At 65.9% G+C, this 23,214-nt stretch carries 25 protein-coding genes; 11 read left to right on the top strand and 14 right to left on the bottom strand.

Annotated elements, in window-relative coordinates:
* The first annotated feature begins 172 nt into the window (after positions 1 to 172).
* The gene (gene nac / locus DK926_RS14030; protein ID WP_243636801.1) at positions 173 to 1,105 is read left to right on the top strand and encodes a nitrogen assimilation transcriptional regulator NAC; all 933 of its coding nucleotides are present in this window, start codon (positions 173 to 175) and stop codon (positions 1,103 to 1,105) included.
* Here nac and DK926_RS14035 read toward each other — a convergent pair.
* On the bottom strand, positions 1,099 to 1,971 hold the full coding sequence (locus DK926_RS14035; protein ID WP_243636814.1) for a D-isomer specific 2-hydroxyacid dehydrogenase family protein: 873 nt from the start codon (positions 1,969 to 1,971) through the stop codon (positions 1,099 to 1,101). The genes nac and DK926_RS14035 overlap by 7 nt on opposite strands.
* Before the next feature lie 85 nt (positions 1,972 to 2,056).
* Entirely contained in the window at positions 2,057 to 2,830 is a 774-nt protein-coding gene (locus tag DK926_RS14040) for a glucose 1-dehydrogenase (RefSeq protein WP_114330933.1), read from the bottom strand.
* A gap of 220 nt (positions 2,831 to 3,050) precedes the next feature.
* On the opposite strand from DK926_RS14040, the gene DK926_RS26650 reads away from it, so the two are divergent.
* The gene (locus DK926_RS26650) at positions 3,051 to 3,197 is read left to right on the top strand and encodes a hypothetical protein (RefSeq protein WP_165839575.1); all 147 of its coding nucleotides are present in this window, start codon (positions 3,051 to 3,053) and stop codon (positions 3,195 to 3,197) included.
* A gap of 1 nt (position 3,198) precedes the next feature.
* Here DK926_RS26650 and DK926_RS14045 read toward each other — a convergent pair whose 3' ends face one another.
* From DK926_RS14045 to DK926_RS14065, 5 genes are read right to left on the bottom strand one after another with little or no spacing between them, the layout of a single operon-like run.
* On the bottom strand, positions 3,199 to 3,879 hold the full coding sequence (locus tag DK926_RS14045; RefSeq protein ID WP_114330934.1) for a TetR/AcrR family transcriptional regulator: 681 nt from the start codon (positions 3,877 to 3,879) through the stop codon (positions 3,199 to 3,201).
* 31 nt (positions 3,880 to 3,910) lie between these two features.
* Positions 3,911 to 5,035 carry an acyl-CoA dehydrogenase family protein gene (locus DK926_RS14050; RefSeq protein ID WP_207890818.1) on the bottom strand — a complete coding sequence of 375 codons (1,125 nt, stop codon included), beginning with the start codon at positions 5,033 to 5,035 and terminating at the stop codon, positions 3,911 to 3,913.
* Positions 5,032 to 6,012, bottom strand: a complete 981-nt coding sequence (locus DK926_RS14055) for an acyl-CoA dehydrogenase family protein (protein ID WP_114330936.1) — start codon at positions 6,010 to 6,012, stop codon at positions 5,032 to 5,034. Before DK926_RS14055 ends, DK926_RS14050 begins: the two co-directional genes overlap by 4 nt.
* Positions 6,009 to 7,148 (bottom strand): acyl-CoA dehydrogenase family protein, encoded by a 1,140-nt coding sequence (locus DK926_RS14060; protein ID WP_114330937.1) that lies wholly within the window; start codon positions 7,146 to 7,148, stop codon positions 6,009 to 6,011. Before DK926_RS14060 ends, DK926_RS14055 begins: the two co-directional genes overlap by 4 nt.
* Positions 7,149 to 7,152: 4 nt before the next feature.
* Positions 7,153 to 8,019, bottom strand: a complete 867-nt coding sequence (locus tag DK926_RS14065) for an enoyl-CoA hydratase (protein WP_114330938.1) — start codon at positions 8,017 to 8,019, stop codon at positions 7,153 to 7,155.
* Positions 8,020 to 8,064: 45 nt separating this feature from the next.
* On the opposite strand from DK926_RS14065, the gene DK926_RS14070 reads away from it, so the two are divergent.
* Together DK926_RS14070 and DK926_RS14075 are read left to right on the top strand one after the other, a co-directional pair.
* On the top strand, positions 8,065 to 9,252 hold the full coding sequence (locus tag DK926_RS14070) for an acyl-CoA dehydrogenase family protein (protein ID WP_114330939.1): 1,188 nt from the start codon (positions 8,065 to 8,067) through the stop codon (positions 9,250 to 9,252).
* Positions 9,249 to 10,055, top strand: coding sequence for an SDR family oxidoreductase (locus DK926_RS14075; RefSeq protein ID WP_114330940.1), 807 nt, complete (start codon positions 9,249 to 9,251; stop codon positions 10,053 to 10,055). The genes DK926_RS14070 and DK926_RS14075 overlap by 4 nt, the downstream gene beginning before the upstream one ends.
* A gap of 8 nt (positions 10,056 to 10,063) precedes the next feature.
* Here the strand turns inward: DK926_RS14075 and DK926_RS14080 are convergent, their stop codons facing one another.
* Together DK926_RS14080 and DK926_RS14085 are read right to left on the bottom strand one after the other, a co-directional pair.
* On the bottom strand, positions 10,064 to 10,972 hold the full coding sequence (locus DK926_RS14080; RefSeq protein WP_114330941.1) for an SDR family oxidoreductase: 909 nt from the start codon (positions 10,970 to 10,972) through the stop codon (positions 10,064 to 10,066).
* On the bottom strand, positions 10,969 to 11,766 hold the full coding sequence (locus DK926_RS14085; protein WP_068431281.1) for an SDR family oxidoreductase: 798 nt from the start codon (positions 11,764 to 11,766) through the stop codon (positions 10,969 to 10,971). The genes DK926_RS14080 and DK926_RS14085 overlap by 4 nt, the downstream gene beginning before the upstream one ends.
* Positions 11,767 to 11,875: 109 nt before the next feature.
* Here DK926_RS14085 and DK926_RS14090 point away from each other — a divergent pair, with 109 nt between their 5' ends.
* From DK926_RS14090 to DK926_RS27040, 4 genes are read left to right on the top strand one after another with little or no spacing between them, the layout of a single operon-like run.
* A complete protein-coding gene (locus DK926_RS14090) occupies positions 11,876 to 12,643 on the top strand; it encodes an enoyl-CoA hydratase family protein (RefSeq protein ID WP_165839576.1) in 768 nt (255 codons plus the stop codon).
* 5 nt (positions 12,644 to 12,648) lie between these two features.
* Positions 12,649 to 13,518 carry a CoA-transferase gene (locus tag DK926_RS14095; protein ID WP_114331013.1) on the top strand — a complete coding sequence of 290 codons (870 nt, stop codon included), beginning with the start codon at positions 12,649 to 12,651 and terminating at the stop codon, positions 13,516 to 13,518.
* Positions 13,515 to 14,273: a CoA-transferase gene (locus DK926_RS27035; RefSeq protein ID WP_114330942.1), complete on the top strand. Its 759-nt coding sequence runs from the start codon at positions 13,515 to 13,517 to the stop codon at positions 14,271 to 14,273. Before DK926_RS14095 ends, DK926_RS27035 begins: the two co-directional genes overlap by 4 nt.
* Complete coding sequence (locus tag DK926_RS27040; protein WP_114330943.1) at positions 14,270 to 15,361, top strand: nitronate monooxygenase; 1,092 nt, start codon at positions 14,270 to 14,272, stop codon at positions 15,359 to 15,361. Before DK926_RS27035 ends, DK926_RS27040 begins: the two co-directional genes overlap by 4 nt.
* Here the strand turns inward: DK926_RS27040 and DK926_RS14110 are convergent.
* On the bottom strand, positions 15,342 to 16,493 hold the full coding sequence (locus DK926_RS14110; RefSeq protein WP_114330944.1) for an acetyl-CoA C-acetyltransferase: 1,152 nt from the start codon (positions 16,491 to 16,493) through the stop codon (positions 15,342 to 15,344). The two genes, DK926_RS27040 and DK926_RS14110, sit on opposite strands and share 20 nt — an antisense overlap.
* Positions 16,494 to 16,646: 153 nt before the next feature.
* On the opposite strand from DK926_RS14110, the gene DK926_RS14115 reads away from it, so the two are divergent.
* Positions 16,647 to 17,399, top strand: coding sequence for an acyl-ACP thioesterase domain-containing protein (locus tag DK926_RS14115; RefSeq protein WP_114330945.1), 753 nt, complete (start codon positions 16,647 to 16,649; stop codon positions 17,397 to 17,399).
* A gap of 54 nt (positions 17,400 to 17,453) precedes the next feature.
* On the opposite strand, the gene DK926_RS14120 is transcribed toward DK926_RS14115, so the two are convergent.
* Positions 17,454 to 18,437, bottom strand: a complete 984-nt coding sequence (locus tag DK926_RS14120; protein WP_114330946.1) for a LacI family DNA-binding transcriptional regulator — start codon at positions 18,435 to 18,437, stop codon at positions 17,454 to 17,456.
* Between the two features lie 230 nt (positions 18,438 to 18,667).
* Between DK926_RS14120 and DK926_RS14125 the strand changes: the two genes are divergently transcribed.
* Together DK926_RS14125 and DK926_RS14130 are read left to right on the top strand one after the other, a co-directional pair.
* Positions 18,668 to 19,591 (top strand): sugar phosphate isomerase/epimerase, encoded by a 924-nt coding sequence (locus tag DK926_RS14125; RefSeq protein ID WP_114330947.1) that lies wholly within the window; start codon positions 18,668 to 18,670, stop codon positions 19,589 to 19,591.
* A 7-nt stretch (positions 19,592 to 19,598) separates the two neighbouring features.
* On the top strand, positions 19,599 to 20,630 hold the full coding sequence (locus tag DK926_RS14130; RefSeq protein WP_207890820.1) for a Gfo/Idh/MocA family oxidoreductase: 1,032 nt from the start codon (positions 19,599 to 19,601) through the stop codon (positions 20,628 to 20,630).
* Between the two features lie 67 nt (positions 20,631 to 20,697).
* On the opposite strand, the gene DK926_RS14135 is transcribed toward DK926_RS14130, so the two are convergent.
* The 3 genes from DK926_RS14135 to DK926_RS14145 form a co-directional block, all read right to left on the bottom strand.
* Complete coding sequence (locus DK926_RS14135) at positions 20,698 to 20,994, bottom strand: DUF503 domain-containing protein (RefSeq protein ID WP_068431487.1); 297 nt, start codon at positions 20,992 to 20,994, stop codon at positions 20,698 to 20,700.
* Between the two features lie 24 nt (positions 20,995 to 21,018).
* Positions 21,019 to 21,843 (bottom strand): SDR family oxidoreductase, encoded by an 825-nt coding sequence (locus DK926_RS14140; RefSeq protein ID WP_114330949.1) that lies wholly within the window; start codon positions 21,841 to 21,843, stop codon positions 21,019 to 21,021.
* A gap of 99 nt (positions 21,844 to 21,942) precedes the next feature.
* A complete protein-coding gene (locus tag DK926_RS14145) occupies positions 21,943 to 23,133 on the bottom strand; it encodes an acetyl-CoA C-acetyltransferase (RefSeq protein WP_068431253.1) in 1,191 nt (396 codons plus the stop codon).
* Positions 23,134 to 23,214 lie beyond the last annotated feature (81 nt).

Raw genomic sequence — 23,214 nt, forward strand, 5'->3', positions numbered from 1 at the left:
CGATCGAGCGTTAATACCCGTTCGCAGTGATGTAATAGCAAAGGCTTATGCTGGTTCACCTGGGAATATGCGGGACCCGCGTGTCGGATGCACGTGAATCGCTACAGCGCTGTAGCTCATCTGAAACGGTGAGGAAACCTTGTGCTGAACCGATAGGAGAGAAGAACAAACAGTGGACACACGACGGCTGTACTCGTTCGTTCGGATCGTCGATGCCGGCAGCATCACGCGCGCAGCGGACATCCTCCACATCGCCCAGCCGGCGCTCAGTCAACAGATGACGGCGTTGGAGTCGCACTTCGGGCAGCAGCTCTTGATTCGCAGCAAACAGGGCGTCGAACCGACCGACGCAGGAAAGGCGCTCTACCGACACGCGCAGGTGATTCTGCGGCAGGTGGAGAGCGCACAGGCCGAAGTCAGTGTCGTCGGAAGGGAATTGGCCGGCGGCGTGTCGGTGGGGCTTGCTCCGTACAGCACCGTCGCCGCGATCGCGCTACCGCTGCTGACGGCGGTCCGTGCGCGGTACCCGTCGATTCTGTTGCATATCAACGAGAATTTCGGCGGTGTGCTCAGTGAAGCAATGATGACCGGCCGCATGGACATGGCTCTGCTCTACGACGCGGGCCCGATCAAGGGCGTCACGTTCGAGAGGCTGCTGACCGAGGAGTTGATGGTGGTCGCGCCGTCGGGAACCGGTCTTCCCGGCGAAGCCGGTAGCGCCGTGTCGTTGCTCGACCTGCTCGAAGTGCCGCTGCTGCTTCCCGGCCGGATGCACACGATCCGCAAGGTCGTCGGAGCAGCGTTCGAATCCGCTCTGGCACAACCCAAGATCGTGGCGGAGGTCGAATCGGTGACCCTGATGGGTCAAGCCGTCAGAAGTGGCCTCGGCGCGACGGTGTTACCGCTGTCCGTGGCGCGCAGAATGATGAACGTTCAGGGGCTGGAGCTGCGACGGATCGAACCGGTCATCGAAGTGCAGGTGTCGTTGGGGACACCCGCGAACCAGCCGCTGTCCAAACCCGCCGAAGCGGTCCGTGAGGTGCTACGGACGGTGTTGGCGGAGTACGTCGCCGCCAACACCCGTCCGCCCGAACGAGGTCAGTAGCCCCGGTTCGGGTCGATCTTGGCTACCAATTCGCTTCCAGCGCAGCGAAGTTCGACGTTACGTGCGATGTGTGCAGCCAGCGCCGTCGACAATCCGGACGCTGGGTTCGCGACGTGAGGTGTGATGATTGCGTTCTCGAGCGACCACAACGGGTGCTGGTCGGGGAGTGGTTCGGGATCGGTGACGTCGAACGCGACTCCGCCGATCACTCCGTTCTTCACTGCGTCGACGGCAGCACCGGTGTCGACCAGTGCCCCGCGCGCCACGTTGACCACCCACGACGACGGCTTCATGCGGGCGAACGCGGACGCGTCGACCAGATGCGCGGTTTCGCTCGTCGCAGGCGCGGCGATCACGAAATGATCTGCGTTGGACCAGACTTCGTCGACACGGTCGGCGGGCAGCGTGAGCGCGGCGCCGTCGACCGGAACCCCCGAGCGCGTCACCGCCAGCACTTTCGCGCCCGCTGCGTGCAGGAACGGGATGAGTGCCCGGCCGATGCCGCCGCACCCGACGATCGCGACGGTGCTTCCGTCCAGCGTTCCGACTCGCGGGTCGAATTCGTCCTTCCGCCAGGAGTCTGCCTTCAGCTGCTCGGGCAGGTGTCGGACACCGGCCAGCAGCAGCATGATGGTGTGTTGTGCGACCGTGCGGGAATAGGCGCCGGCGGCGGACGTCCACGTCCTCTTGTCGTCGACGATCCCTGCGTCCAACCAGGACTCGACGCCGGCCGACGAGAGCTGCACCCAACGGATCGAGTCGGGCAGATCACGCGGGAACGAATCGGGACCCGCCGTCCACACCACCGCGTCGGCGTCGTCGAGCGGTGCGAGGACGCCTCCCGCGCAGGTGATCGCGTCGGCCAGTTCGGCATTGTGCGTCGGGCCGAGGTGTATACGTACGGGTGCCACGAGAGATCTCACTTCTTCTGGACGAAACGGTTGGTGTGTGTCAGACGACGGCGGTCATGCCGCCGTCGACGTACAGAATCTGGCCGTTGACGAAATCGGATGCGGGCGAGGACAGGAACAGCAGCGAACCGACCAGTTCCTCGGTACGGCCCCATCGACCGGCAGGCGTGCGCGCGGCGAGCCAGGCAGTGAATTCGGCGTCGTCGACGAGCGCGCGCGTCAACTCGGTGTCGAAGTAACCGGGCGCGAGAGCGTTGACCTGAATACCGCGCGGAGCGAGATCCGCGCACATACCGCGGGTCAGCATCTTCAACCCGCCCTTGCTCGCCGCGTAGGGTGCGATGCCTGCCCGTCCCAGTTCGCTCTGGACCGAACAGATGTTGACGATCTTGCCGTGCCCGCGATCGACCATCGCGCGTGCGAACTCACGGCCGACGTAGAAGGCACTGGTGAGGTTCGTATCCAGTACCCGACGGAAATCGTCGTCGGCGAACTCGAGCAGCGGAGCGCGATGCTGAACGCCGGTGTTGTTCACGACGATCTCGACCGGGCCCACCTCGGACTCGATACGCACTGCTGCCGCCGCGACCTGGGCCGAGTCCGTGACATCGAATGCGTCGGCGCGGACGTCGGCTCCGGTCGCCTCGGCGACTTCGTCACGAGTGCGAGACAGTGCGTCGGCGTCGCGCCCGTTCAACACGACGCGCGCGCCCGCCTCCGCCAGCCCGGTGGCCAGCGCGCGGCCGATGCCTCTGCTCGATCCGGTGACCAGTGCGACCTTGTCGCGCAAGTCGAAAACCTCATGGCCGTGCACGTATCACGCCTTCCGTGGAGAGATGTCGTGGTCTCGGCGCTGCCGAGGTGTCTGCCGATACATCCTGCCAAGCGACATTCGGTGCGCAAGGCCGACGGGCATACCTATCGGGTCTGACGTCATACGCGGCGCCTCGTCGGCAATGTGATTGAAGATGAGACGAGCTGGGTATCACCTGCTCAGGCGCGAGCCGAATGATACGAACACGTGGAGGAGATCGGTGGAGAACAGCAGGTCGGGGTCCGAGACGATCGCAGTGCAGTCGTGGTGGGACCAGACGATGGCAGTGTGCAGGCGTCCCGCAGACGCCACGGCGGACGTGACGGTGCGGCAGGAATTGCAGCTCGTGGGCGCGTCGGACCGCTAGGTCATCGCTGTCGGCGGGTCTTCGTCGGTGATTCCAGCCCCTCCAGAACGAGTCGGAGGTATTGGTCGGCGAGCTGCTCGGCCGACAGCTTTCCCGACGGGGTGAACCATCGGACGGCTACCCACACCGAATCGCGCAGGAAGCGGTAGGCGATGATCGGATCGAGATCGTCGCGGAAGTCGCCCTGCGCGATTCCGTCTTCTATCACCTTGACCCAGATCTGCCGGACGTCGGTTTCGGCCTTGGTGAGGTACGAGAAGCGAGGGAACTGGGACAGGTAGTTGCGTTCGTTCTGAATGACCGTGATGGCTGCTCGGTGCGGACCGAGGGAGACGAACGCGGCGAGGATCAGTTCGCGCAGTGTCGTTTTCGGATCGAGATCGCGTCCGGCGATGTCCCGGTAGGTGGCCATGAGACTGTCGAGATAGCTCGTCAGTATCTCGTCGATGATGGTTTCTTTGGAATCGAAGTGGTGGTACAAGCTGCCCGACAGCACGCCTGCCGCGTCCCCGATCTCGCGCACGGTCGTCGATCGAAAGCCGCGCTCGGCGAACAGTTCTGCTGCGATGTCGACGAGAGCCCGACGACGCGTCGAACCCTGGGATGCCGGGTCGGTCGCGCGCCCGTTCTTGCGGCGCCGCGGTGCCGCGGGGCTCCGCGAGGGTTCGGTCGATGCAGCCATGCGCAAATTATCCACTCTCCCCGCCCGAGCGTTAGCTTGGGGGCAGTTCCGATGAGAAGCCTGCGTCCTCGGCGAGCGCCGCGACGTGTGTCCCCGGCGAACCGAACAGCAGAGAACTCGCATGAGCTCGCTTGAAGAACAGGTGCATGTCGTGCTCCCAGGTGATCGCGATCCCGCCGTGTAATTGCACGCAGTCGGCGGCGACGGCTCCGAACGCGTCGGAACACCAGACCTTGGCGACCGAGACGTCCGGGTTCGACGCACCGTGTTCGGTCATCGACTGCGCCGCGACATAGGCTGCGGCTCTGGCCGATTCGACGAGTACGTGCAGGTCCGCCATCCGATGAGCGAGGGCCTGTAAGCTGCCGATCGGCCGTCCGAACTGGGTGCGCGACGTCGTGTAGTCGACGGTGAGTTCCAGGCACCGAGCCGCAGCTCCGACCTGCTCGGCGGCGAGCAGCACCGTCGCACAGGACAGGGCATGATCGACGGCTCGCACCGGATCGGCGGCGGCGATGGGCCGAGCGTTCGCGTCGTCGAACGTGACTCGATACAGAGCTCGCGTCGGATCCAGTGTGCCGCCGTCGGATACGGCCACACCGGGGGTGTGGGCGCCGACCTCGAACAGGCCGGGATCGCCGTCGTTCGTCGCGAGAACGACGAACGTATCGGCAGCACCGGCGTCCAGGACGTAGTGGGCGGTACCCGTCAGCGTCCACTCGTGCTCGAGCCTCGCCTGAACCCCGAGGCGTGCGCCGGACCAGCGGCCGCATTCGTCGGCGAGGCACGCCGACACGACGGTCGCTCCTGTTGCGATCCCGGGGAGGAGTCGCGCCCGAGCGTCGTCGTCCGTCGTGGCGGCCAGGAGAGTTGCTGCAAGACACGCCGTTCCGAGCATGGGGGACGGGGTGAGCATGCGTCCCAGTTCCTCGGCGACGACCGCCGCATCGATCAACGAGCCCGCCGCACCGCCGTGCTCGTCGTCGATCAGCAGACCGCCCACTCCGATCTGCTCGCACAACGTCGTCCACAGGTCGCGGTCGAATCGGTCGGGGGTCGTTGTCGCGGCACGCACATCCGGCGATCCCGACCTCTTGGACAGCAACGCGCGCACGGATTTCGCGAGCATCGTCCGATCGTCGTTCAGTATGTTCACAACGACTCCAGCACGATCCGTCGATGCGCGGACGGCGTTCCCCACGCAGAACGCAACGCCCGGACCATGCCGATCCAGAGCGACAGGTCGCATTCCCTCGTGTATCCGATCGCGCCGTGAACCTGCAGCGCGGTCCGGCTCGCCCGGTACGCGGCATCGGTGCAAGCGACCTTGGCGGCAGAGACGTCGCGGCGTGCGTCCACCGATCCCGACCCGACGGACAACGCTGCCCCCATCAGGAGCGGACGAGCCATCTCCATCTCGATCGCGACGTCCGCCAGCGCATGTTGAACGGCCTGAAACGTGCCGATGGAACGGCCGAACTGCCGTCGGGACTTCGCGTACTCGACCGTGGTGTCGAGAAGCGCCCGGCCTGCGCCCGCCAACTGCGCGGCGCACGCCAGTGACCCGTGCAGGCCTACGACGTCCTCGGCCCCGTCGTCGAGCGCCGACACGGTGTCGGACGCGCGGAGGTGTCCCAGCGTCCGCGACGGATCGACGGACTGGACCGCGGCGTCGACGACGGCCGTCCGGACGTTGCCGTTCTCGACGAGAAACAGCAGATCGGCGACGCCAGGGTCGGCGGCACGCGGCATCGACGGCGACAGTGCCGACGAGGCGATGAGCTCACCGGACGCGAGTGCGGTCAGCCAGGAATCGCGCCGATCGAATGTCGTGTGTGTCAACAGCACGGGCACGACGGCGATCGATTCGACGAGCGGCCCGGGGACCGCCCACCGACCGAGTCGTTCCATCGCCACCACCATGTCGACGGGGTCCGCGCCGACGCCGTCGTGATCGGCGTCGATCGCAAGGCCCGTGACCCCAAGCGCGGCAAGTGACCGGAACAGCCGTCGCACCGGCCCGGTGTCACCTGCCGCCAGAGCCCGGGACACGCGGGGTACGTCGGCAGCGGCGAGCATCGAATCGAGCGAGGCCGCGAAATCGAGTCGCGAGTTGTCGAGAACGAATCTCATCGGTGTGCCTTCGGCAGGCCCAACAGTCTCTCGGCGATGACACCCCGTTGAATCTCGTTGGTGCCGGCGTAGATCGGGCCGGACAACGAGAACACGAAGCCGTCAGTCCATGGTCCGCGTACCTCTGCGTCCGTACCGAGCACGTCGAGCGCGGTTTCGTGCAGCGCGACGTCGAGTTCGGACCAGAACACCTTGGTGAGCGAGGATTCCGCGCCGAGGCTGCCGCCGTCGGTCAACGTCGTCGCCGTCCCGAACGTGTGCAGCCGATAAGCCTGGGCACCGATCCACGCGTCGACGACGCGGTGGGCCACGGCGGTGTCCGACGCATCGCCGTGCTCACGAAACAGCCGGACCAATCGATCGGCCGCGGCGACGAAGCGTCCCGGGCTGCGCAGGGACATTCCGCGTTCGTTGCTGGACGTGCTCATCGCGACGCGCCAGCCGTCGTGCACTGCGCCGAGGACGTCGTCGTCCGGGACGAACACGTCGTCGAGAAAGATCTCGGCGAAACCGGATTCGCCGTTCAACTGCGGAATCGGTCGGACGGTGACGCCGTCGGCCGTCAGCGAGAACATGCAGTACGTCAAACCGCGGTGGCGCTCGGCCGCCGGGTCGGACCGGAACAACCCGAAGGCCTTGTCGGCGAACCCGGCCCTCGAGCTCCACGTCTTCTGTCCGCGCAGCAGCCAGCCGCCGTCGGTCCGGTGCGCAGAAGACCGGATTCCGGCCAGGTCGCTGCCTGCCTCGGGCTCGGACCACGCCTGTGCCCATATGTCGTCGCCAGCTGCCATCCGGGGGAGAATCCGTCGCAGCTGTTCGTCGGTGCCGTGCGCGAACAACGTCGGAGCGAGAAGAAAGATGCCGTTCTGGGAGACGCGGCCCGGAGCTTCGGCCGCGTAGTACTCCTCCTCGAAGAGGAGCCATTCGAGCACCGACGCGTCCCGGCCGCCCAGGTCTCGCGGCCACGAGACCACCGAATAGCGATGTCGGGCAAGCATTCGTTCCCATTCGCGATGGGCCTCGAAACCGTCGGCCGTGTCCATCGACCGCAACGGCCGTTCGGGGATGTTGTCCCGCAGGAACTCTCGCACCTCCTCGCGAAAACGAACTGTGTCGGAATCGAAGTCGAGGTCCATGCGCTCACGTCCTTTCGCGTGCAGCTGCCGACGTCTTCATGGACCTGGCATCCATACCGCCCAACGAATCCGAATCGACCTCGGCATTGTACGAGTGCGCGAAGTGGTGCAGACCGAACACCGAATCCATCCCGGCGCGAAGTCCCATGATGTCCTCGCACTGATTGACGGCCTTCTTCGTGAGCGCCAACCCGAATCCGGGCATCTCGCCGATCTGCTCGGCGAGCGTCGACGCCGCGTCGTGCAGCTCGGCGCGAGGAACGACCCGGTTGATCATTCCCCACTCGAGTGCCTGCTCGGCCGTGAACCGTTGGCCGGTGAACAGAATCTCCTTCGCTCGACGTGGCCCGAGGACCCACGGGTGCGCGAAGTACTCGACGCCGGGGATACCCATCCGCACGACGGGATCCGAGAAGAATGCATCGTCGCTCGCCACGATCAGGTCGCAGACCCAGGACAGCATCAGACCGCCGGCGATACAGGCACCCTGCACGGCAGCGATGGTGGGCTTCGGTATCTCCCGCCACCGCCTGCACATTCCGAGGTAGACCTCCATCTCCCGTGCGAACCTCTGGTCGCCGCCCGCCTTGCGCACGTGGTCCCACCACAGCACCGCTCGGTTCTCGTAGTGCGCGTCGACGTCACGGCCCGGCGTACCGATGTCGTGTCCGGCCGAGAAGTGCTTTCCGTTGCCCGCCAATACGATTGCTGCGACGTCGTCGTCCTCGACCGCCGTGGTGAATGCGCGGTCCAACGCGTAGGTCATCGCCGAATTCTGTGCATTGGAATATTCCGGTCGGTTCATCGTCACGAGCGCGACCCGTCCGCGGGTCTCGTACGTGACTACCTGGCTGTCGCTGGTTTCGGTCATGTCGACTCCTGGCTGAGCAAGGGCTTGGTTTGTTAACGTACCCGAATGGACAACGTCGCGGGAAGGTTCGGCGGATTCGAGGACACCTCCGACGGCGAATTTCGCCGTCGCGTCCGAGACTGGCTGCGCGACAACCTCGCAGGCGATTTCGCGGCGGTGAAAGGGATGGGAGGTCCAGGGCGCGAACACGAGGCGTTCGACGACCGAGTGGCGTGGGAGCGTCACCTCGCTCGGTCCGGGTGGACGTGCATCGGCTGGCCCGTCGAGTACGGAGGACGCGGCGCGAGCCTCGAACAGCAGGTGATCTTCCACGAGGAGTACGCGCGGGCCGACGCGCCTGCCCGCGTCGCGCACATCGGAGAACAATTGTTGGGGCCCACCCTCATCGCCTTCGGAACCGACGCGCACCGTGCTCGATTCCTTCCTGGCATCGCGAGCGTCGACGAGCTGTGGTGTCAGTGCTATTCGGAGCCGGGCGCCGGATCCGACCTGGCAGCGGTGTCGACGTCGGCCACTCTGATCGACGGCGACTGGGTGATCGATGGACAGAAGATCTGGACCTCGCTCGCTCACGTCGCCGATTGGGCGTTCGTGATCGCCAGGACGGACAAGGGATCTCGTCGACATGCCGGTCTTTCGTACCTGCTCGTGCCGATGAAGCAGGACGGTGTGACCGTTCGGCCGATCAGACAACTGACCGGAACATCGGAGTTCAACGAGGTGTTCTTCGACGGTGCGCGAACGGACGGCGACCTCGTCGTCGGGGAACCCGGGCGCGGCTGGGCGGTAGCGATGGCCACCTTGGGATTCGAGCGCGGCGTCTCCACCCTCGGTCAGCAAGTCGGATTCGCTCGGGAATTGTCGGACATCGTCGACATCGCGCACCGGAACGGGACCGCCGACGACCCTGTGGTGCGCGAGAAGTTGATTCGCGCGTGGATCGGGCTGAAGGTGATGCGGGCCTATGCGTCGTCGACGCTCGGGGGATCGGGCGAGCACGGTGAGGCGTCGGTCTCGAAGCTGCTGTGGGCGACCTGGCATCGCGGACTCGGCGAATTGGCCATGGAGGTCGTCGGTGCGCCGTCGGCGATGGCTCCGAACGACGACCTGGACCGACTGCAGCGGCTGTACCTGTTCAGCCGCGCCGACACGATCTACGGCGGCTCCAACGAGATACAGCGAAACATCATCGCCGAGCGAGTGCTCGGACTTCCACGAGAGGCACGACGTTGACCACACGCCCACCCGGCCCCCTCTCGATCGCTCCCGTCGAAACGCCCGGTCACGGTCTGCTGACGGATCGTGTCGTGGTCGTCACCGCCGCCGCGGGCACCGGAATCGGAAGTGCCACGGCGCGTCGCGCCCTGTGGGAAGGGGCCGACGTCGTCGTCTCCGACGTGCATCCCCGGCGACTGGAGGCCACGCGTGACGAACTCGCGGGGTTGGCGCTCGGCGCGGTGGCAGCGGTCGTCTGCGACGTGACCGACACCGGTCAGGTCGACGCGCTGATCGACGGCGCAGTCGACGCGTTCGGGCGGATCGACGTCGTCGTCAACAATGCCGGGCTCGGTGGTGAGACGCCCGTGGTCGACATGACGGACGATCAATGGTCGACCGTGTTGAACGTGACGCTGAACGGGACGTTCCGGTGCACTCGGGCGGCGCTGAACTATTTCCGGGGAGTCGATCACGGCGGCGTGATCGTCAACAACGCCAGTGTTCTCGGGTGGCGTGCACAGCACGGTCAAGCGCACTACGCGGCGGCCAAGGCCGGGGTCATGGCCCTGACTCGGTGCAGTGCGGTCGAGGCCGCCGAATACGGGGTGCGCATCAATGCCGTCGCGCCCAGCATCGCCGCTCATGCATTCCTGGCCAAGGTGACGTCGGAGGAACTGCTCGATCGGCTCGCAGCGGACGAGGCGTACGGGCGCGCCGCCGAGCCGTGGGAGATCGCGAGCACGATCGCATTCCTCGCCAGCGACTATTCGACGTATCTGACGGGCGAAGTCGTGTCGGTGTCCAGTCAGCGGGCGTGACCGGTCCGTCAACGAGCGCCGTAGACGGGAACCGGATCGGCTGCGGCCGTGAGGATCTCGTGCACACCCTTCCCGATGTCCGCCGGGGCCCACCGTGCGCCGTTGTCGACCGACGGGCCGTGACGCCACCCTTCGGCCAGTCGGATGATTCCGCCTTCGACTTCGAACACGCGTCCCGTCACGTCCTTCGACTCGGTACTGCCCAGCCAGACGACGAGGGGTGAGACGTTCTCGGGCGCCATGGCGTCGAATCCCGATGTCGGCGCGGCCATGTCGTCGGCAAAGGCCCCTTCCGTCATGCGTGTGCGTGCCGCAGGCGCAATGGCGTTGACGGTGACTCCGTATCGCGCGAGTTCGCTCGCCGCAACCAACGTCATGGCCGCGATGCCGGCTTTGGCGGCCGCGTAATTGCCTTGCCCGACGCTTCCCTGCAGCCCGGCACCCGAACTCGTGTTGACGATGCGCGCGTCGACCGGTCGTCCCGCCTTGGACTCCGACCGCCAGTACGCGGCCGCATGGCGTAGCGGCGCGAAGTGACCCTTGAGGTGCACGCGAACGACGGCATCCCATTCGGCTTCCTCCAGGTTCACCAGCATGCGGTCACGGAGGAAGCCGGCGTTGTTGACGAGCACGTCGAGTGACCCGAACGTCTCGATCGCCGTGTCGATCACCGTGCGAGCGCCTGCCCAGTCCGCGACGTCGCTGGTATCGACGACGGCGTCGCCTCCGCGTAGGCGAATCTCGTCGACGACGGCCTGCGCCGGACCCCCGGACGCCGTCGACCCGTCCAGCGCGACGCCGAAATCGTTGACCACGACCTTGGCGCCCTCGGCCGCGAACGCAAGCGCGTGTGCACGCCCGATACCCCGCCCCGCCCCGGTCACGACGACGACGCGGTCTCGGCACAACCCTGTCATGAAGGTCCTCCCTCGGGTTCTCGATCTCTGTCGGCATTCGACGCGCCCAGGAATGCGGGCCGCTCACCGCCTCCGTGTACTGCGAGCATCGTTCCGGTGATGTACGACGCGGCCGGGGACGCCAGAAAGACGGCAGACGCCCCCACGTCGTCGGGCGTCGCGAGCCGCCCCAGTGGGACGGTATGCGCCACGGCATCGAGGCCGTCCGCGTCGCCGTAATGCAGCGCACTCCGTTCCGTGGCCACCATCCCCACGGTCAGACCGCTGACGCGAACCTTGGGAGCCCACTCGACGGCGAGCGATCCGGTCAGATTCTCCAGGCCGGCTTTCGCCGCTCCGTACGCGGCCGTCCCGGGCGACGGGCGTCGCGCGCTGACGCTGCTCACCATGATGATCGACCCGCCCGAATCCTGTTGCTGCATGACGTGATTCGCAGTCTGCGCGACGAGCAGTGGGGCAAGGAGGTTGAGTTCCACGATCGACCGGTGGAAATTCGGACTCGCGTCGGCGGCCAATGCGTAGGGGGAACCGCCCGCATTGTTGACGACCGCGTCCAGGCTGCCGTGCCGTTCGACGATCGTGGACACGAGATGCTGCACGTCGTCCTCCCGCCGCACGTCGCATCGCAGGAACTCCGCGTGTGCCAGGCCGTCCAGGACCGGGGATTCGGGTTCGCGTCGCGCACACGTGACGACGACATACCCCGCTCGGAGAAATGCGCGTGCGATTCCGGCTCCCACGCCGCGTGCGCCGCCGGTGACCAGGGCAACCTTGCCGATGCGAGCTGATTCCACGTCTGTCTCCCGTCGGGCTGAGAAATCGCCGAACCGTCCGAGTTCGTTGGATCTCCGTGTTAACTTACCAAGCACATGCTTGCTTTGGCGTCGAACGTGAGGATCGATCGTGGCAATCACTGCAACCGAACCCGAGCCGGGAATAGCCGTCGTCACCATCGACTACCCGCCGGTGAACGCGCTTCCCGTGCAGGGCTGGTTCGACCTCGCGGACGAGGTGCGCGCCGCGGGTCGCGATGCAGACGTGCGGGTCGTCGTACTTCGCGCCGAGAATCGCGGATTCTGCGCCGGCGTCGACATCAAGGAGATCGAGAAGTTCTCGGGCTACGACCATCTCATCGGCGCCAACAAGGGCTGCGCCGCAGCATTTTCCGCGGTCTACGACTGCGAGGTGCCCGTTGTCGCTGCGGTGCACGGCTTCTGCCTCGGCGGTGGAATCGGTCTCGTCGGAAATGCGGATGTCGTCGTCGCCTCCGACGACGCGACGTTCGGAGTGCCCGAAGTCGACCGCGGCGCGCTCGGAGCCGCAACGCACCTGGCGCGGTTGGTGCCGCAGCATCTGATGCGCACGCTCTACTACACGGCTCGGCAGATCGACGCCGCGACGCTGCAGCACTTCGGGTCGATCTACGACGTCGTGCCCCGCGACGATCTCGTCGAGGCAGCCTTTCGCGTCGCGCGCGAGATCGCGGCCAAGGACACGCGCGTCATTCGCGCCGCGAAAGAAGCGCTCAACGGAATCGACCCGCAGCAGGTGCATCGGAGTTACAGATTCGAGCAGGGATTCACGTTCGAGCTGAATCTGTCCGGCGCTGCCGACGAGGCCCGGCGAGCATCGCTCGACAACAACTTCCGCGCGCCGACCGAGAAGGGATGACGGACATGGCCGTACCGACTCGGCGTGACAAGACGACCACTCTCGACGAACTGGTCGCCGAACTGTCCGACGGAATGACCGTCGGATTCGGGGGATGGGGCTCGCGACGCAAGCCCATGGCGGCGGTCCAGGCGATCCTGCGGTCGGATCTGAAGGACTTGACAGTGGTGTCGTACGGTGGACCCGACGTCGGAATGCTCTGTGCTGCAGAGAAAGTGCGACGCGTGGTGTTCGGGTTCGTCTCGCTGGATTCCGTGCCGTACGACCCGTGGTTCGCGCGAGCACGCACGTCCGGTCGAATCGAGGTACGCGAACTCGACGAGGGGATGTTGAACGCGGGTCTTCGGGCCGCGGCTGCACGCCTGCCGTTTCTGCCCATTCGCGCGGGGCTCGGATCGGACGTCATGGCGTACTACCCGGAACTGCGGACCGTGCTCTCGCCGTATCCGATTCCCGGAACGTCGACACACGAAGAACTCGTCGCCATGCCCGCGCTGAACCTGGACGCGGCATTCGTGCACCTCAATCTCGCGGATGCGAGCGGCAACGGCGCGTACCTCGGGCCCGACCCGTACTTCGACGATCTGTATCTGCTTGCGTCCGAACGACGCTACCTGACGTGCGAACGGGTTGTATCGACAGCGGATCTCGTCGATGCGGTGCCACCGCAGGCGTTGCTGACCAACCGCATGATGGTCGACGCCGTCGTCGAAGTGCCTGGGGGAGCTCGTTTCACGTCGTGTGTGCCCGACTACGGACGCGACGAGGAGACGCAGAAGGACTACGTGCGCGCGGCGAGTGACGTCGCCGAGGGGAGACGATTCGTCGAGCGGTTCGCGCACGGTGTCGATGCGCGACAGGAGGCAGTGCGATGACGACAGTGACCACGACGGCGACGCGCGCGGAGATCTGCACTGCCGCGTGCGCCGACCTCTTCCTCGGCGCGGGGGAGATACTCGCCAGCCCGATGGCGCTCGTTCCGGCCCTCGGTGCACGGCTCGCACGACTGACCACCGCACCCGATCTGTTGCTGTCCGACGGCGAGGCGTATCTGCTCGCGGACACGCCCGCGCTCGGCGGCAGCGGCGCGATCGAAGGCTGGATTCCGTACCGCAGAGTGTTCGACGTCGTCGCAAGCGGGCGACGCCACGTCGTCATGGGTGCCAACCAACTCGATCGTCACGGCAACCAGAACATCTCGTGCCTCGGCGATCATGCACGGCCGACGCGTCAGATGTTCGGGGTGCGCGGCGGACCGGGCAACACGATCAATCACCGGACCAGCTACTGGGTACCGAAGCACTCCACCCGGGTCTTCGTCGACGCCGTCGACATGGTGTCCGGCGTCGGCTACGACAGAGTCGGCGACGATCCGGCTGCACGTTTCCTCGACGTGCACCGCGTCGTCACCGATCTCGGTGTCCTCGACTTCGGGGGACCCGGTCGCTCGATGCGGTTGTCGTCGGTGCATCCGGGAGTGTCCGTCGACGACGTGTGCGCCGCCACGGGTTTCGAGCTCGCCTGCACCGACGTGGCGGAAACGCGGATCCCGACCGACGAGGAACTGCACCTGATCCGAGACGTGCTCGATCCGCGCGCACTGCGCGAGAAGGAGGTGCCGTCGTCGTGACGACGCTGTCCACGCCGCTGACCGAACTCGTCGGAGTGCGTCACCCGATCGTGCAGACCGGGATGGGGTGGGTGGCCGGACCGAGTCTCGTGGCAGCGACCGCCGACGCGGGTGGTCTCGGCATCCTGGCGTCGGCGACGATGACGTACGACGAACTGGCGGCAGCGATCGCGAAGACCAAACGCGCGACGTCGTGCCCGTTCGGTGTCAACATCCGTGCCGACGCCACCGACGCGCGGCAGCGCGTCGATCTACTGATCCGAGAGGGCGTCCGCGTCGCGTCCTTCGCGCTCGCACCGAGACCCGACTTGATCGCTACCCTGAAAGAGGCTGGGGTAGTGGTGATTCCCTCCGTCGGGGCAGCGAAGCATGCCCGTAAGGTCGCGCAGTGGGGTGCTGACGCCGTCGTCGTGCAAGGGGGAGAGGGCGGCGGACACACCGGTCCGGTGGCGACGACGTTGCTGTTGCCGTCGGTGCTCGACGCGGTCGACATCCCTGTCGTCGCAGCCGGCGGATTCTTCGACGGCAGGGGGTTGGCGGCCGCATTGTCCTACGGTGCAGCGGGAGTCGCGATGGGGACACGTTTTCTGCTGACGCAGGAATCCACGGTGCCCGACGCCGTCAAGAGAAAGTACCTGGAGTCCGGGCTCGACGGGACGGTCGTGTCGACCCGCGTCGACGGCATGCCGCACCGAGTTCTTCGGACCCCGCTGGTCGAATCTCTGGAGAATGGTTCGCATGCAACGGGATTCGTGAACGCTGTGCGGAGTGCTGTGCGGTTCAGGAAAATGACCGGAATGTCGCTACGCGCCATGGTGCGCGACGGCGTGGAGATGCGCCGCAGTCGTGACCTGAGTTGGGCGCAGGTGCTGATGGCCGCGAACACGCCGATGATGCTGAAGTCGGGTCTCGTCCAGGGTGATACGGACGCAGGAGTGTTGGCGTCGGGTCAGGTCGTCGGAGTGCTCGACGACGTTCCGACGGTCGAGCAGTTGATCGAGCACATCGTGCACGACGCGGTGGCGGCGATCGAACGGCTCGGTGCCATGTTGGACCGATCGGACGACGCTACCCCAGGCGTTCGATGATCGTGACGTTCGCGGTGCCGCCGCCCTCGCATACCGTCTGCAATCCGTAACGGCCACCGGTGCGTTCGAGTTCGCACAGCATCGTCGCGAACAACTTCGTGCCCGTCGCGCCGAGCGGATGGCCGAGAGCTATCGCGCCGCCGTTGGCGTTGACGATTGCCGGGTCTGCGTCGGTCTCCTTCATCCAGGCCAGCACCACCGAGGCGAACGCTTCGTTGATCTCCACGACGTCGATGTCGTCGATCGCCAATCCGGTGCGCTTCAACGCGTGGCGTGTGGCCGGAATGGGCGCGCTGAGCATCGCGATCGGATCGCTTCCCCGTGCGCTCAGGTGATGCACCCGAGCGCGCGGAACCAACGCATGCTCGCGAACCGCCGCCTCGGACGCCACCAGCGTGGCGCTGGCGCCGTCGGAGATCTGGCTCGCGAGCGCCGCAGTCAGTCGTCCTCCCTCGACGAGCGTGGGCAGGGCGGCCATTTTCTCGAGCGTGGTGGCGCGAGGACCCTCGTCCACGGCGAACCCGTCGACCGCGACGATCTCGCGGTCGAAACGCCCGGTCGCGATGGCATGACGCGCACGCTCGTGGCTCGAGAGAGCGAATGACTCCATGTCCTCGCGTGCGATGTTCCACCGCTCGGCGATCATCTCCGCGCCATGGAACTGCGAGACTTCCTGTTTCCCGTACCGGTGCACCCAGCCTGCCGACCCGTCGAACGGAGTGTCGAATCCGTAGGCGCGGCCCGCCGTCATAGCCGCGGCGATCGGGATCGCGGACATGTTCTGCACGCCCCCGGCGACGACCAGATCGGCGGTGCCGCTCATGACGGCTTGCGCTGCGAAATGCAGTGCCTGCTGGCTTGATCCGCATTGACGGTCGACCGTGACGCCAGGTACCTCCTCCGCATAGCCCGCTGCCAACCAGGAGGTCCTGGCGATGTTCCCCGCCTGTGGCCCGATGGCGTCGACGCAGCCGAACACGACGTCGTCGACATCGATGGGGTCGACCGGGGTTCGGTCCAGCAACGCGCGTAGAACGCACGCTCCGAGGTCGGCCGGGTGCATCGACGACAGCGCCCCGCCGCGCTTGCCGACAGGGGTACGCACGGCGTCGACGACGTAGGCCTCGGGCATGGGACTCCTCGCGGTCTCGGGATGCGGCGATTGTAACAACCAAGCAATTGTTCGGCAGGCGATTTCAGCGGGCTGCGTTTGCTAGCCTGTGAGCCACCCGACACAGGAGGAATTCGAATTTCAGTCTCGAGCGAGGACTACATCGCGTCCCGGATGCCCCTGCCTGCGCTCGGTCCCGACACGCCCGCCTTCGAACGGACGTGGACGGTGCGCCTCGGCGACACCGACACGAAGGACCGGCTGAGGCTGGACGCCGTCGCGCGGTACTTGCAGGACATCGCATTCGACCATCTCGACGTGTCCGACGACGGCCACCTCCACGGCGCCTGGATCGTGCGACGGACCGTCGTCGACGTTCTCCGCCCGATAGTGTTCCGAGAGAACGTCACGCTGCGGCGATGGTCGTCGGGGTTGTCCAACCGCTGGTGCAACATTCGTGTACAGATCGTCGGCGACCGTGGCGGTCTCGTGGAGACCGAAGCGTTCTTCATTCATATCGACCCGACGACGGGCGGTCCCAGTCGCATGACCGACCGGTTCATGGCGCCGATGCTCGAGCAGACCACCGTGCACAGGCTGCGGTGGAAGGCGCACCTGAGTCCGTTCGACGGGTCGCGCGAGACGCGGAGAACTGCGTTTCCGACGCGGTCGACGGATTTCGACCGGTTGGGCCACGTCAACAACGCGATCTACTGGCAGCCGGTCGAGGACGAACTTGCAGGCGACCCGGCGTTCGTCGAGAGGCCGCACCGTGCCATCGTCGAACATGTCGGCGCCGTGCTGCAGGGCGACGACGTCACGGTGCAGTCCTACTGCGACGGCGACACGCTGTACATGCAGATCGAGACGGAGAAGGCGACGTCCGCGCTGGTGCGCGTCGAACCCCTCGTGGGTGCGAACGTATAGCGCCCTCTGGTCGCTCCGCGGGCTTCGCTCCTGCAGGCGGCCGTACCTGCGCGCTCACGTGGAACGTGCGGGACCCGTCGTGCCGCGAACGATCAATTCCGGCTCTATGACGCTGTCTCCGACCGTCGATTCGGGATCGTCCAATCGATTTATGGTGAATTCCAGAGCTTTTCGAGCCAGTTGCGCACTGTCCTGACGCACTGTCGTCAGATCGATGCGGGACAGCCGGGACAGGGGAGCGTCGTCGTAACCGACGATCGAGACGTCGCCGGGAATGGAGACGCCGGCTTTGGTCAGGACGTCCATGATGCCCAACGCGCTGCGGTCGTTGCCCGCCATGATCGCCGTCGGCAGCGTCGACCCCCCGAGAAGGAACGACGCCGCGGCTGCGCCCGCGGACTCGTCGTGCGCACCGGGTACGACGCGCACGTAGGTCTCCAGGCCGTGCGCGTGCATCGCCTCGACGTACGCGCGACGACGGTCCGTCGACACCGAGTGCTCGCCGCCGTCGACGTGCACGATGTCGCGGTGGCCGAGCTCGACGAGGTGGTCTACGGACTGCCGAATTCCCTTGCTGTCCGCAGAGCGGACGGTGTTGACCGACGAGCCGGACACTGTACGGCCGACGATCGTCAGTGAAGCGCGTGTGCCCACCGAGCGCAGATAGTCGGAATCCGACATCGGATTGAACAGGATCAGACCCTCGCACCGATGACTCAGAAGCGCCTCGATGGCGTTTCGTTCGTCACGCGTCGGACCGCTCGCCGACAACAGCACGTCGTATCCGGCCTCCTCGGCGGCGTCGTACACCGTCCCGATCATTTCGGCCTGGAAGGTCTGCTTGACGTCGGTCAGCACACCGAGCGTGCGGCTGCGTCCACGCGCGAGCAGCTGAGCCGCACGGTCCGGCTGATATCTCAGGTCGTCCGCGGCCCGAAGAACCCGCTGGCGCGTTTCCTCGGAAGCGCCGGGCTTGTCGCTGAAGATCAGCGACACCAACGTGCGCGATACCCCCGCACGCTCGGCGACGTCGGCCATCGTGGCACGTCGTCGAGGAGACAATTCAGGTGGTTCGGTGGATTTCTGCACGTGCCCTCCCTGTCGTGCGTGATCGTCATCAGCGACCCGACAGATTGTCTTGACAATCACACATCGAGTCACAATAGTATGCGACTGAAGCGCGTCAGTAACGCGCGTCAGACTCTATAACTGCTCGGGCACCGACGACCGATCGTGTGCACATTCCGAGACCGTCGAAAGGACTGGCCATGAGCGTGATCCGCGTTGGATCTGCACCGGATTCGTGGGGCGTGTGGTTCCCGGAGGACCCACAGCAGACGCCGTACACCCGATTCCTCGACGAGGTCTCGGCGTCGGGTTACGAGTGGATCGAACTCGGTCCCTACGGCTACCTGCCCACCGATCCGAAGCAGCTCTCGGACGAACTCGCCGCCCACAACCTGAAACTGTCCGCCGGCACGGTGTTCGAGCACCTGCACCAGGACGACGCGTGGGACGCCGTCTGGACGCAGATCGAGGACGTCGCCAAGCTGACCGCAGCGGTCGGCGGCAAGCACGTCGTCGTCATCCCCGAGATGTGGCGTGACCCCGCCACCGGTGCGGTCCTCGAGGACCGCAACCTCACTGCCGACCAGTGGCGCAAGAAGACCGAGGGCATGAACGAACTCGGCAAGCGCATGTTCGAGCAGTACGGCGTCAAGGCGCAGTACCACCCGCACGCCGACAGCCACGTCGACACCGAGGAGAACGTGTACCGCTTCCTCGACGGCACGTCGAGCGAGTTCGTCAACCTGTGCCTCGACACCGGGCACATCAGCTACTGCGGCGGCGACAACATCGCCATCATCGAGCGCGCCCCCGAGCGGATCGGGTACCTGCACCTGAAGCAGGTCAACGTCGAGGTTCGCGCCAAGGTCGAAGCCGAGGATCTGCCGTTCGGTGAGGCATGCAAGCTCGGCGCCATGACCGAGCCGCCGCTGGGCATCCCGGACATGCCTCCGCTGCTCGGCACCATCGAGCGCCTCGCCGACGAGGGCAAGCTGACCGCCGACATCTTCGCGATCGTCGAGCAGGACATGTACCCCTGCGCCCCCGATGTGCCGCTGCCGATCGCACAGCGCACCCAGAAGTACCTCAGCTCCTGTGGCATCCCGTCCGTCACCTTCAAGTAAAGAGGCCTTGCACATGTCGAACGACCTCCGTATCGCCGTACTCGGCGTCGGAATGATGGGCGCCGACCACGTCGCCCGTATCACCAGCAAGATCGCAGGCGCCCGCGTCGCCGTCGTCAACGATTTCTTCGCCGAGAAGGCCGAAGAACTTGCCGCGACGATCCCCGGTTGCCGCGCCATCGCCGATCCCTTCGAGGCCATCGCCGATCCCGAGGTCGACGCGGTCCTCCTGGCCACCCCCGGCCCGACGCACGAGAAGCAGCTTCTCGCCTGCCTCGAGCACGGCAAGCCGGTCCTGTGCGAGAAGCCACTGACCACCGAGGTCGAGACGTCGCTCGCCGTCGTCAAGGCCGAAGCCGCGTTGGGCAAGACGCTCATTCAGGTCGGCTTCATGCGCCGCTTCGACAACGAGTACGCCGAGCTCAAGGCGCTCATCGATTCCGGTGACATCGGCCGTCCGCTCGTCGTCCACTGCGCACACCGCAATCCTGCGGTTCCGCCGAACTTCAGCAGCGAGATGATCGTCAAGGACTCGCTCGTTCACGAGGTCGACGTCACCCGCTTCCTGCTCGACGAGGAAATCACGTCGGTCCAGATCATCAAGCCGTCGGCGAACGCCAACGCGCCCGAAGGGCTGCAGGATCCGCAGATCGCGATTTTCGCGACCGAGTCGGGCCGCCACGTCGACGCCGAGGTCTTCGTGACCACCGGCGTCGCCTACGAGGTACGCACCGAGGTCGTCGCCGAACTCGGCAGCGCTCAGATCGGTCTGGACGTCGGCCTGGTTCGCAAGAGCAAGCCGGGCTCGTGGGGCGGCACGATCACGCCGTCGTTCAAAGAGCGTTTCGGACAGGCCTACGACACGGAGATCCAGCGCTGGGTCAACGCGGTGGTCGCCGGCGCCGAAACCGGAAACTACATCGACGGGCCCGGTGCTTGGGACGGATACGCTGCTGCCGCCGTCTGTGAAGCCGGTGTGAAGTCGCTCGAGACCGGTGAGCGCGTCGCGGTCGAGATGGTGTCGCGTTCGTCCATCTGATCCGATCGAAACACGATGGCGCCCAGTGCATCTGCACTGGGCGCCATTTTCGTCGGGGTCCGCGTCCTCAGATGTCGTCGGCGCGAATGACGCGCCGACGAGCGCCGACGAGTTGCACTTCCGGCCGAGCCGCCCCCTGCCGTTCGAGCCGGTCGAGGATCTCGGACACGTGCGCCGCATCGGCTGCCACCACGGACGCTCCGACGGACGCGCGGCGGTGCAAGTCGAGATGATCGACCTCGGCCGCCGATACCGAGAACTTGCGCTGCATTTCGGCGACGATAGGACGTACCACCGAGCGCTTCTCCTTCAAGGAGTGCACGTCACCGAGTAGAAAATCGAGTTCAATCCATCCAATCCACATCGATCGCCGATCTTAGTCCCCGCATCAGCCCTGGGCCTCGATCGACACCGGCTGCCATTCCTCCCAGAGTGCGAGGCGGCTTTCGTAGTCGGCCTTCGCGATGGCCAGCGGCGCTTCACCGAAGAACACCCGAAGCGGGGGCTTTTCTGCATCGACGACCTTCATGAGCGCGCGGGCCGATGCTTTCGGGTCTCCCGATTTCGACGTGCGCTGTGCGCGTGCAGCGTTCGCCGCTTCGTGCACGTCGGCGTACGCGGGAAGCTCCGTCGCCCGCTTGGAGGAGGAACCAGCCCAGTCCGTCGTGAAACCACCCGGCTCGATCAACGTGACGTGGATGCCGAACGACTCCACCTCTTGCGCAAGGGACTGCGAGAATCCTTCCAATGCCCACTTCGACGCGTGGTACAGCCCGACATTCTGGAACGCGCTGATGCCGCCGATGGACGAAACCTGGAGGATGTGTCCGCTCCGCTGCTCACGCATGAACGACAGCGCGGCCTGAGTGACCCACAACGCGCCGAACACATTGGTCTCCAACTGATCTCGGGCCTCGAGTTCGCTCACCTCCTCGACGAAACCGAACAAGCCGTAGCCCGCGTTGTTGACCACGATGTCGAGACGCCCGAAATGGTCGTGTGCCTGCTTCACTGCCGCGAAATCGGCTGCCCTGTCGGTGACGTCGAGCTGAATCGGCAACACGGAGTCGCCGTATCGGTCGACGAGATCGGACAGCGTCGACGTGTCGCGTGCCGTAGCCGCAACCTTGTCACCTCGGTCGAGCGCAGCGATCGCCCACTCTCGACCGAAACCGCGTGACGTGCCGGTGATGAACCACACCTTCTCTGTCATACGAACGCCTTTCCCTCGATACATGTACCTCGGGTGCAACGCGAACGAGCGGCGCGACCATTCCGGTTCGCGCCGCTCGTTCGAGTCGTTCGAGGGTGGTTACTGCTTCGGGACTCGGACGATCAGGGCGTCGCCCTGGCCACCGCCACCGCACAGTGCCGCCGCGCCGACGCCGCCGCCGCGACGCTTCAGTTCGAGCGCCAGGTGCAGAGCGATGCGTGCACCCGACATGCCGAGCGGGTGCCCGATCGCGATGGCGCCTCCGTTGACGTTGACCTTGGACTCGTCGATGCCCAGTTCGCGCGTCGACGCGATCCCGACGGCAGCGAACGCCTCGTTGATCTCGATCAGGTCGAGATCCCCCGGATCGATGCCTTCCTTGGCGCACGCCTTGACGATCGCGCGGGCGGGCTGGGACTGCAGCGACGAATCCGGGCCTGCGACTACGCCGTGTGCACCGATCTCGGCGATCCACGACAGTCCGAGGCTCTCGGCCTTGTCCTTGCTCATCACGATCACCGCTGCAGCGCCGTCGTTGATGGTCGAGGCGTTGCCTGCCGTGATGGTGCCGTCCTTGCTGAACGCGGGGCGCAGCTTCGCCAACGTCTCGGTCGTGGTGTCGGCGCGGATGCCCTCGTCCTCGGAGAAGACGATCGGATCGCCTTTGCGCTGCGGGATCGACACCGGCACGACCTCGTCGTCGAACACGCCGTTCTTCCATGCCGACGCCGCCCGCTGGTGCGATGCCGCGGCGAACGCGTCCTGCTCCTCGCGCGTCGACGCGGTCGGGCCGTCGTTGCGGGATTCGGTGAGCCCGCCCATCGCCTGGTCGGTGAAGATGTCGTACAGCCCGTCGTAGGCGAGGTGGTCCTTCATCGTGACGTCGCCGTACTTGAAGCCGGCGCGGCTCTTCTCGAGCATGTGCGGAGCCTGCGTCATCGATTCCTGGCCGCCTGCGACGACGACCTCGAATTCACCGGCGCGAATCAGCTGGTCGGCGAGTGCGATCGCGTCGACGCCGGACAGGCACACCTTGTTGATGGTCAGCGCCGGAACATCCATCGGGATACCGGCGGCGACGGCGGCCTGGCGGGCGGGGATCTGGCCCGCACCCGCGGTGAGGACCTGGCCCATGATGACGTACTCGACGGATTCGGGTGCGACACCTGCCTTGTCGAGGGCGCCCTTGATGGCAATGCCGCCCAGGTCGGATCCGGACAGATCCTTGAGCGCTCCGGACAGTCGACCGACCGGAGTGCGAGCACCGGCGACGATGACAGATGTAGTCACGAAATCTCCTCCAGAAAAGATGGATGTCCAACTGTGTTCGTAGCCACCCAGTGTGGCACTGGATGCCACGCAGGGGTAGGG

Source organism: Rhodococcus sp. Eu-32, from assembly GCF_003336925.1.
Taxonomy (GTDB): Bacteria; Actinomycetota; Actinomycetes; order Mycobacteriales; family Mycobacteriaceae; genus Rhodococcoides; species Rhodococcoides kyotonensis_B.

Coding starts and splice junctions, on each gene's coding strand:
- DK926_RS14095 (WP_114331013.1), top strand. CDS start 12,649: ATGGCCGTACCGACTCGGCGTGACAAGACGACCACTCTCGACGAACTG.
- DK926_RS14065 (WP_114330938.1), bottom strand. CDS start 8,019: ATGACCGAAACCAGCGACAGCCAGGTAGTCACGTACGAGACCCGCGGA.
- DK926_RS27035 (WP_114330942.1), top strand. CDS start 13,515: ATGACGACAGTGACCACGACGGCGACGCGCGCGGAGATCTGCACTGCC.
- DK926_RS14110 (WP_114330944.1), bottom strand. CDS start 16,493: ATGCCCGAGGCCTACGTCGTCGACGCCGTGCGTACCCCTGTCGGCAAG.
- DK926_RS14115 (WP_114330945.1), top strand. CDS start 16,647: ATGCCCCTGCCTGCGCTCGGTCCCGACACGCCCGCCTTCGAACGGACG.
- DK926_RS14135 (WP_068431487.1), bottom strand. CDS start 20,994: ATGTGGATTGGATGGATTGAACTCGATTTTCTACTCGGTGACGTGCAC.
- DK926_RS14070 (WP_114330939.1), top strand. CDS start 8,065: ATGGACAACGTCGCGGGAAGGTTCGGCGGATTCGAGGACACCTCCGAC.
- DK926_RS14080 (WP_114330941.1), bottom strand. CDS start 10,972: ATGACAGGGTTGTGCCGAGACCGCGTCGTCGTCGTGACCGGGGCGGGG.
- DK926_RS14045 (WP_114330934.1), bottom strand. CDS start 3,879: ATGGCTGCATCGACCGAACCCTCGCGGAGCCCCGCGGCACCGCGGCGC.
- DK926_RS14055 (WP_114330936.1), bottom strand. CDS start 6,012: ATGAGATTCGTTCTCGACAACTCGCGACTCGATTTCGCGGCCTCGCTC.
- DK926_RS14125 (WP_114330947.1), top strand. CDS start 18,668: ATGAGCGTGATCCGCGTTGGATCTGCACCGGATTCGTGGGGCGTGTGG.
- DK926_RS14120 (WP_114330946.1), bottom strand. CDS start 18,437: ATGGCCGACGTCGCCGAGCGTGCGGGGGTATCGCGCACGTTGGTGTCG.
- DK926_RS14140 (WP_114330949.1), bottom strand. CDS start 21,843: ATGACAGAGAAGGTGTGGTTCATCACCGGCACGTCACGCGGTTTCGGT.
- DK926_RS14060 (WP_114330937.1), bottom strand. CDS start 7,148: ATGGACCTCGACTTCGATTCCGACACAGTTCGTTTTCGCGAGGAGGTG.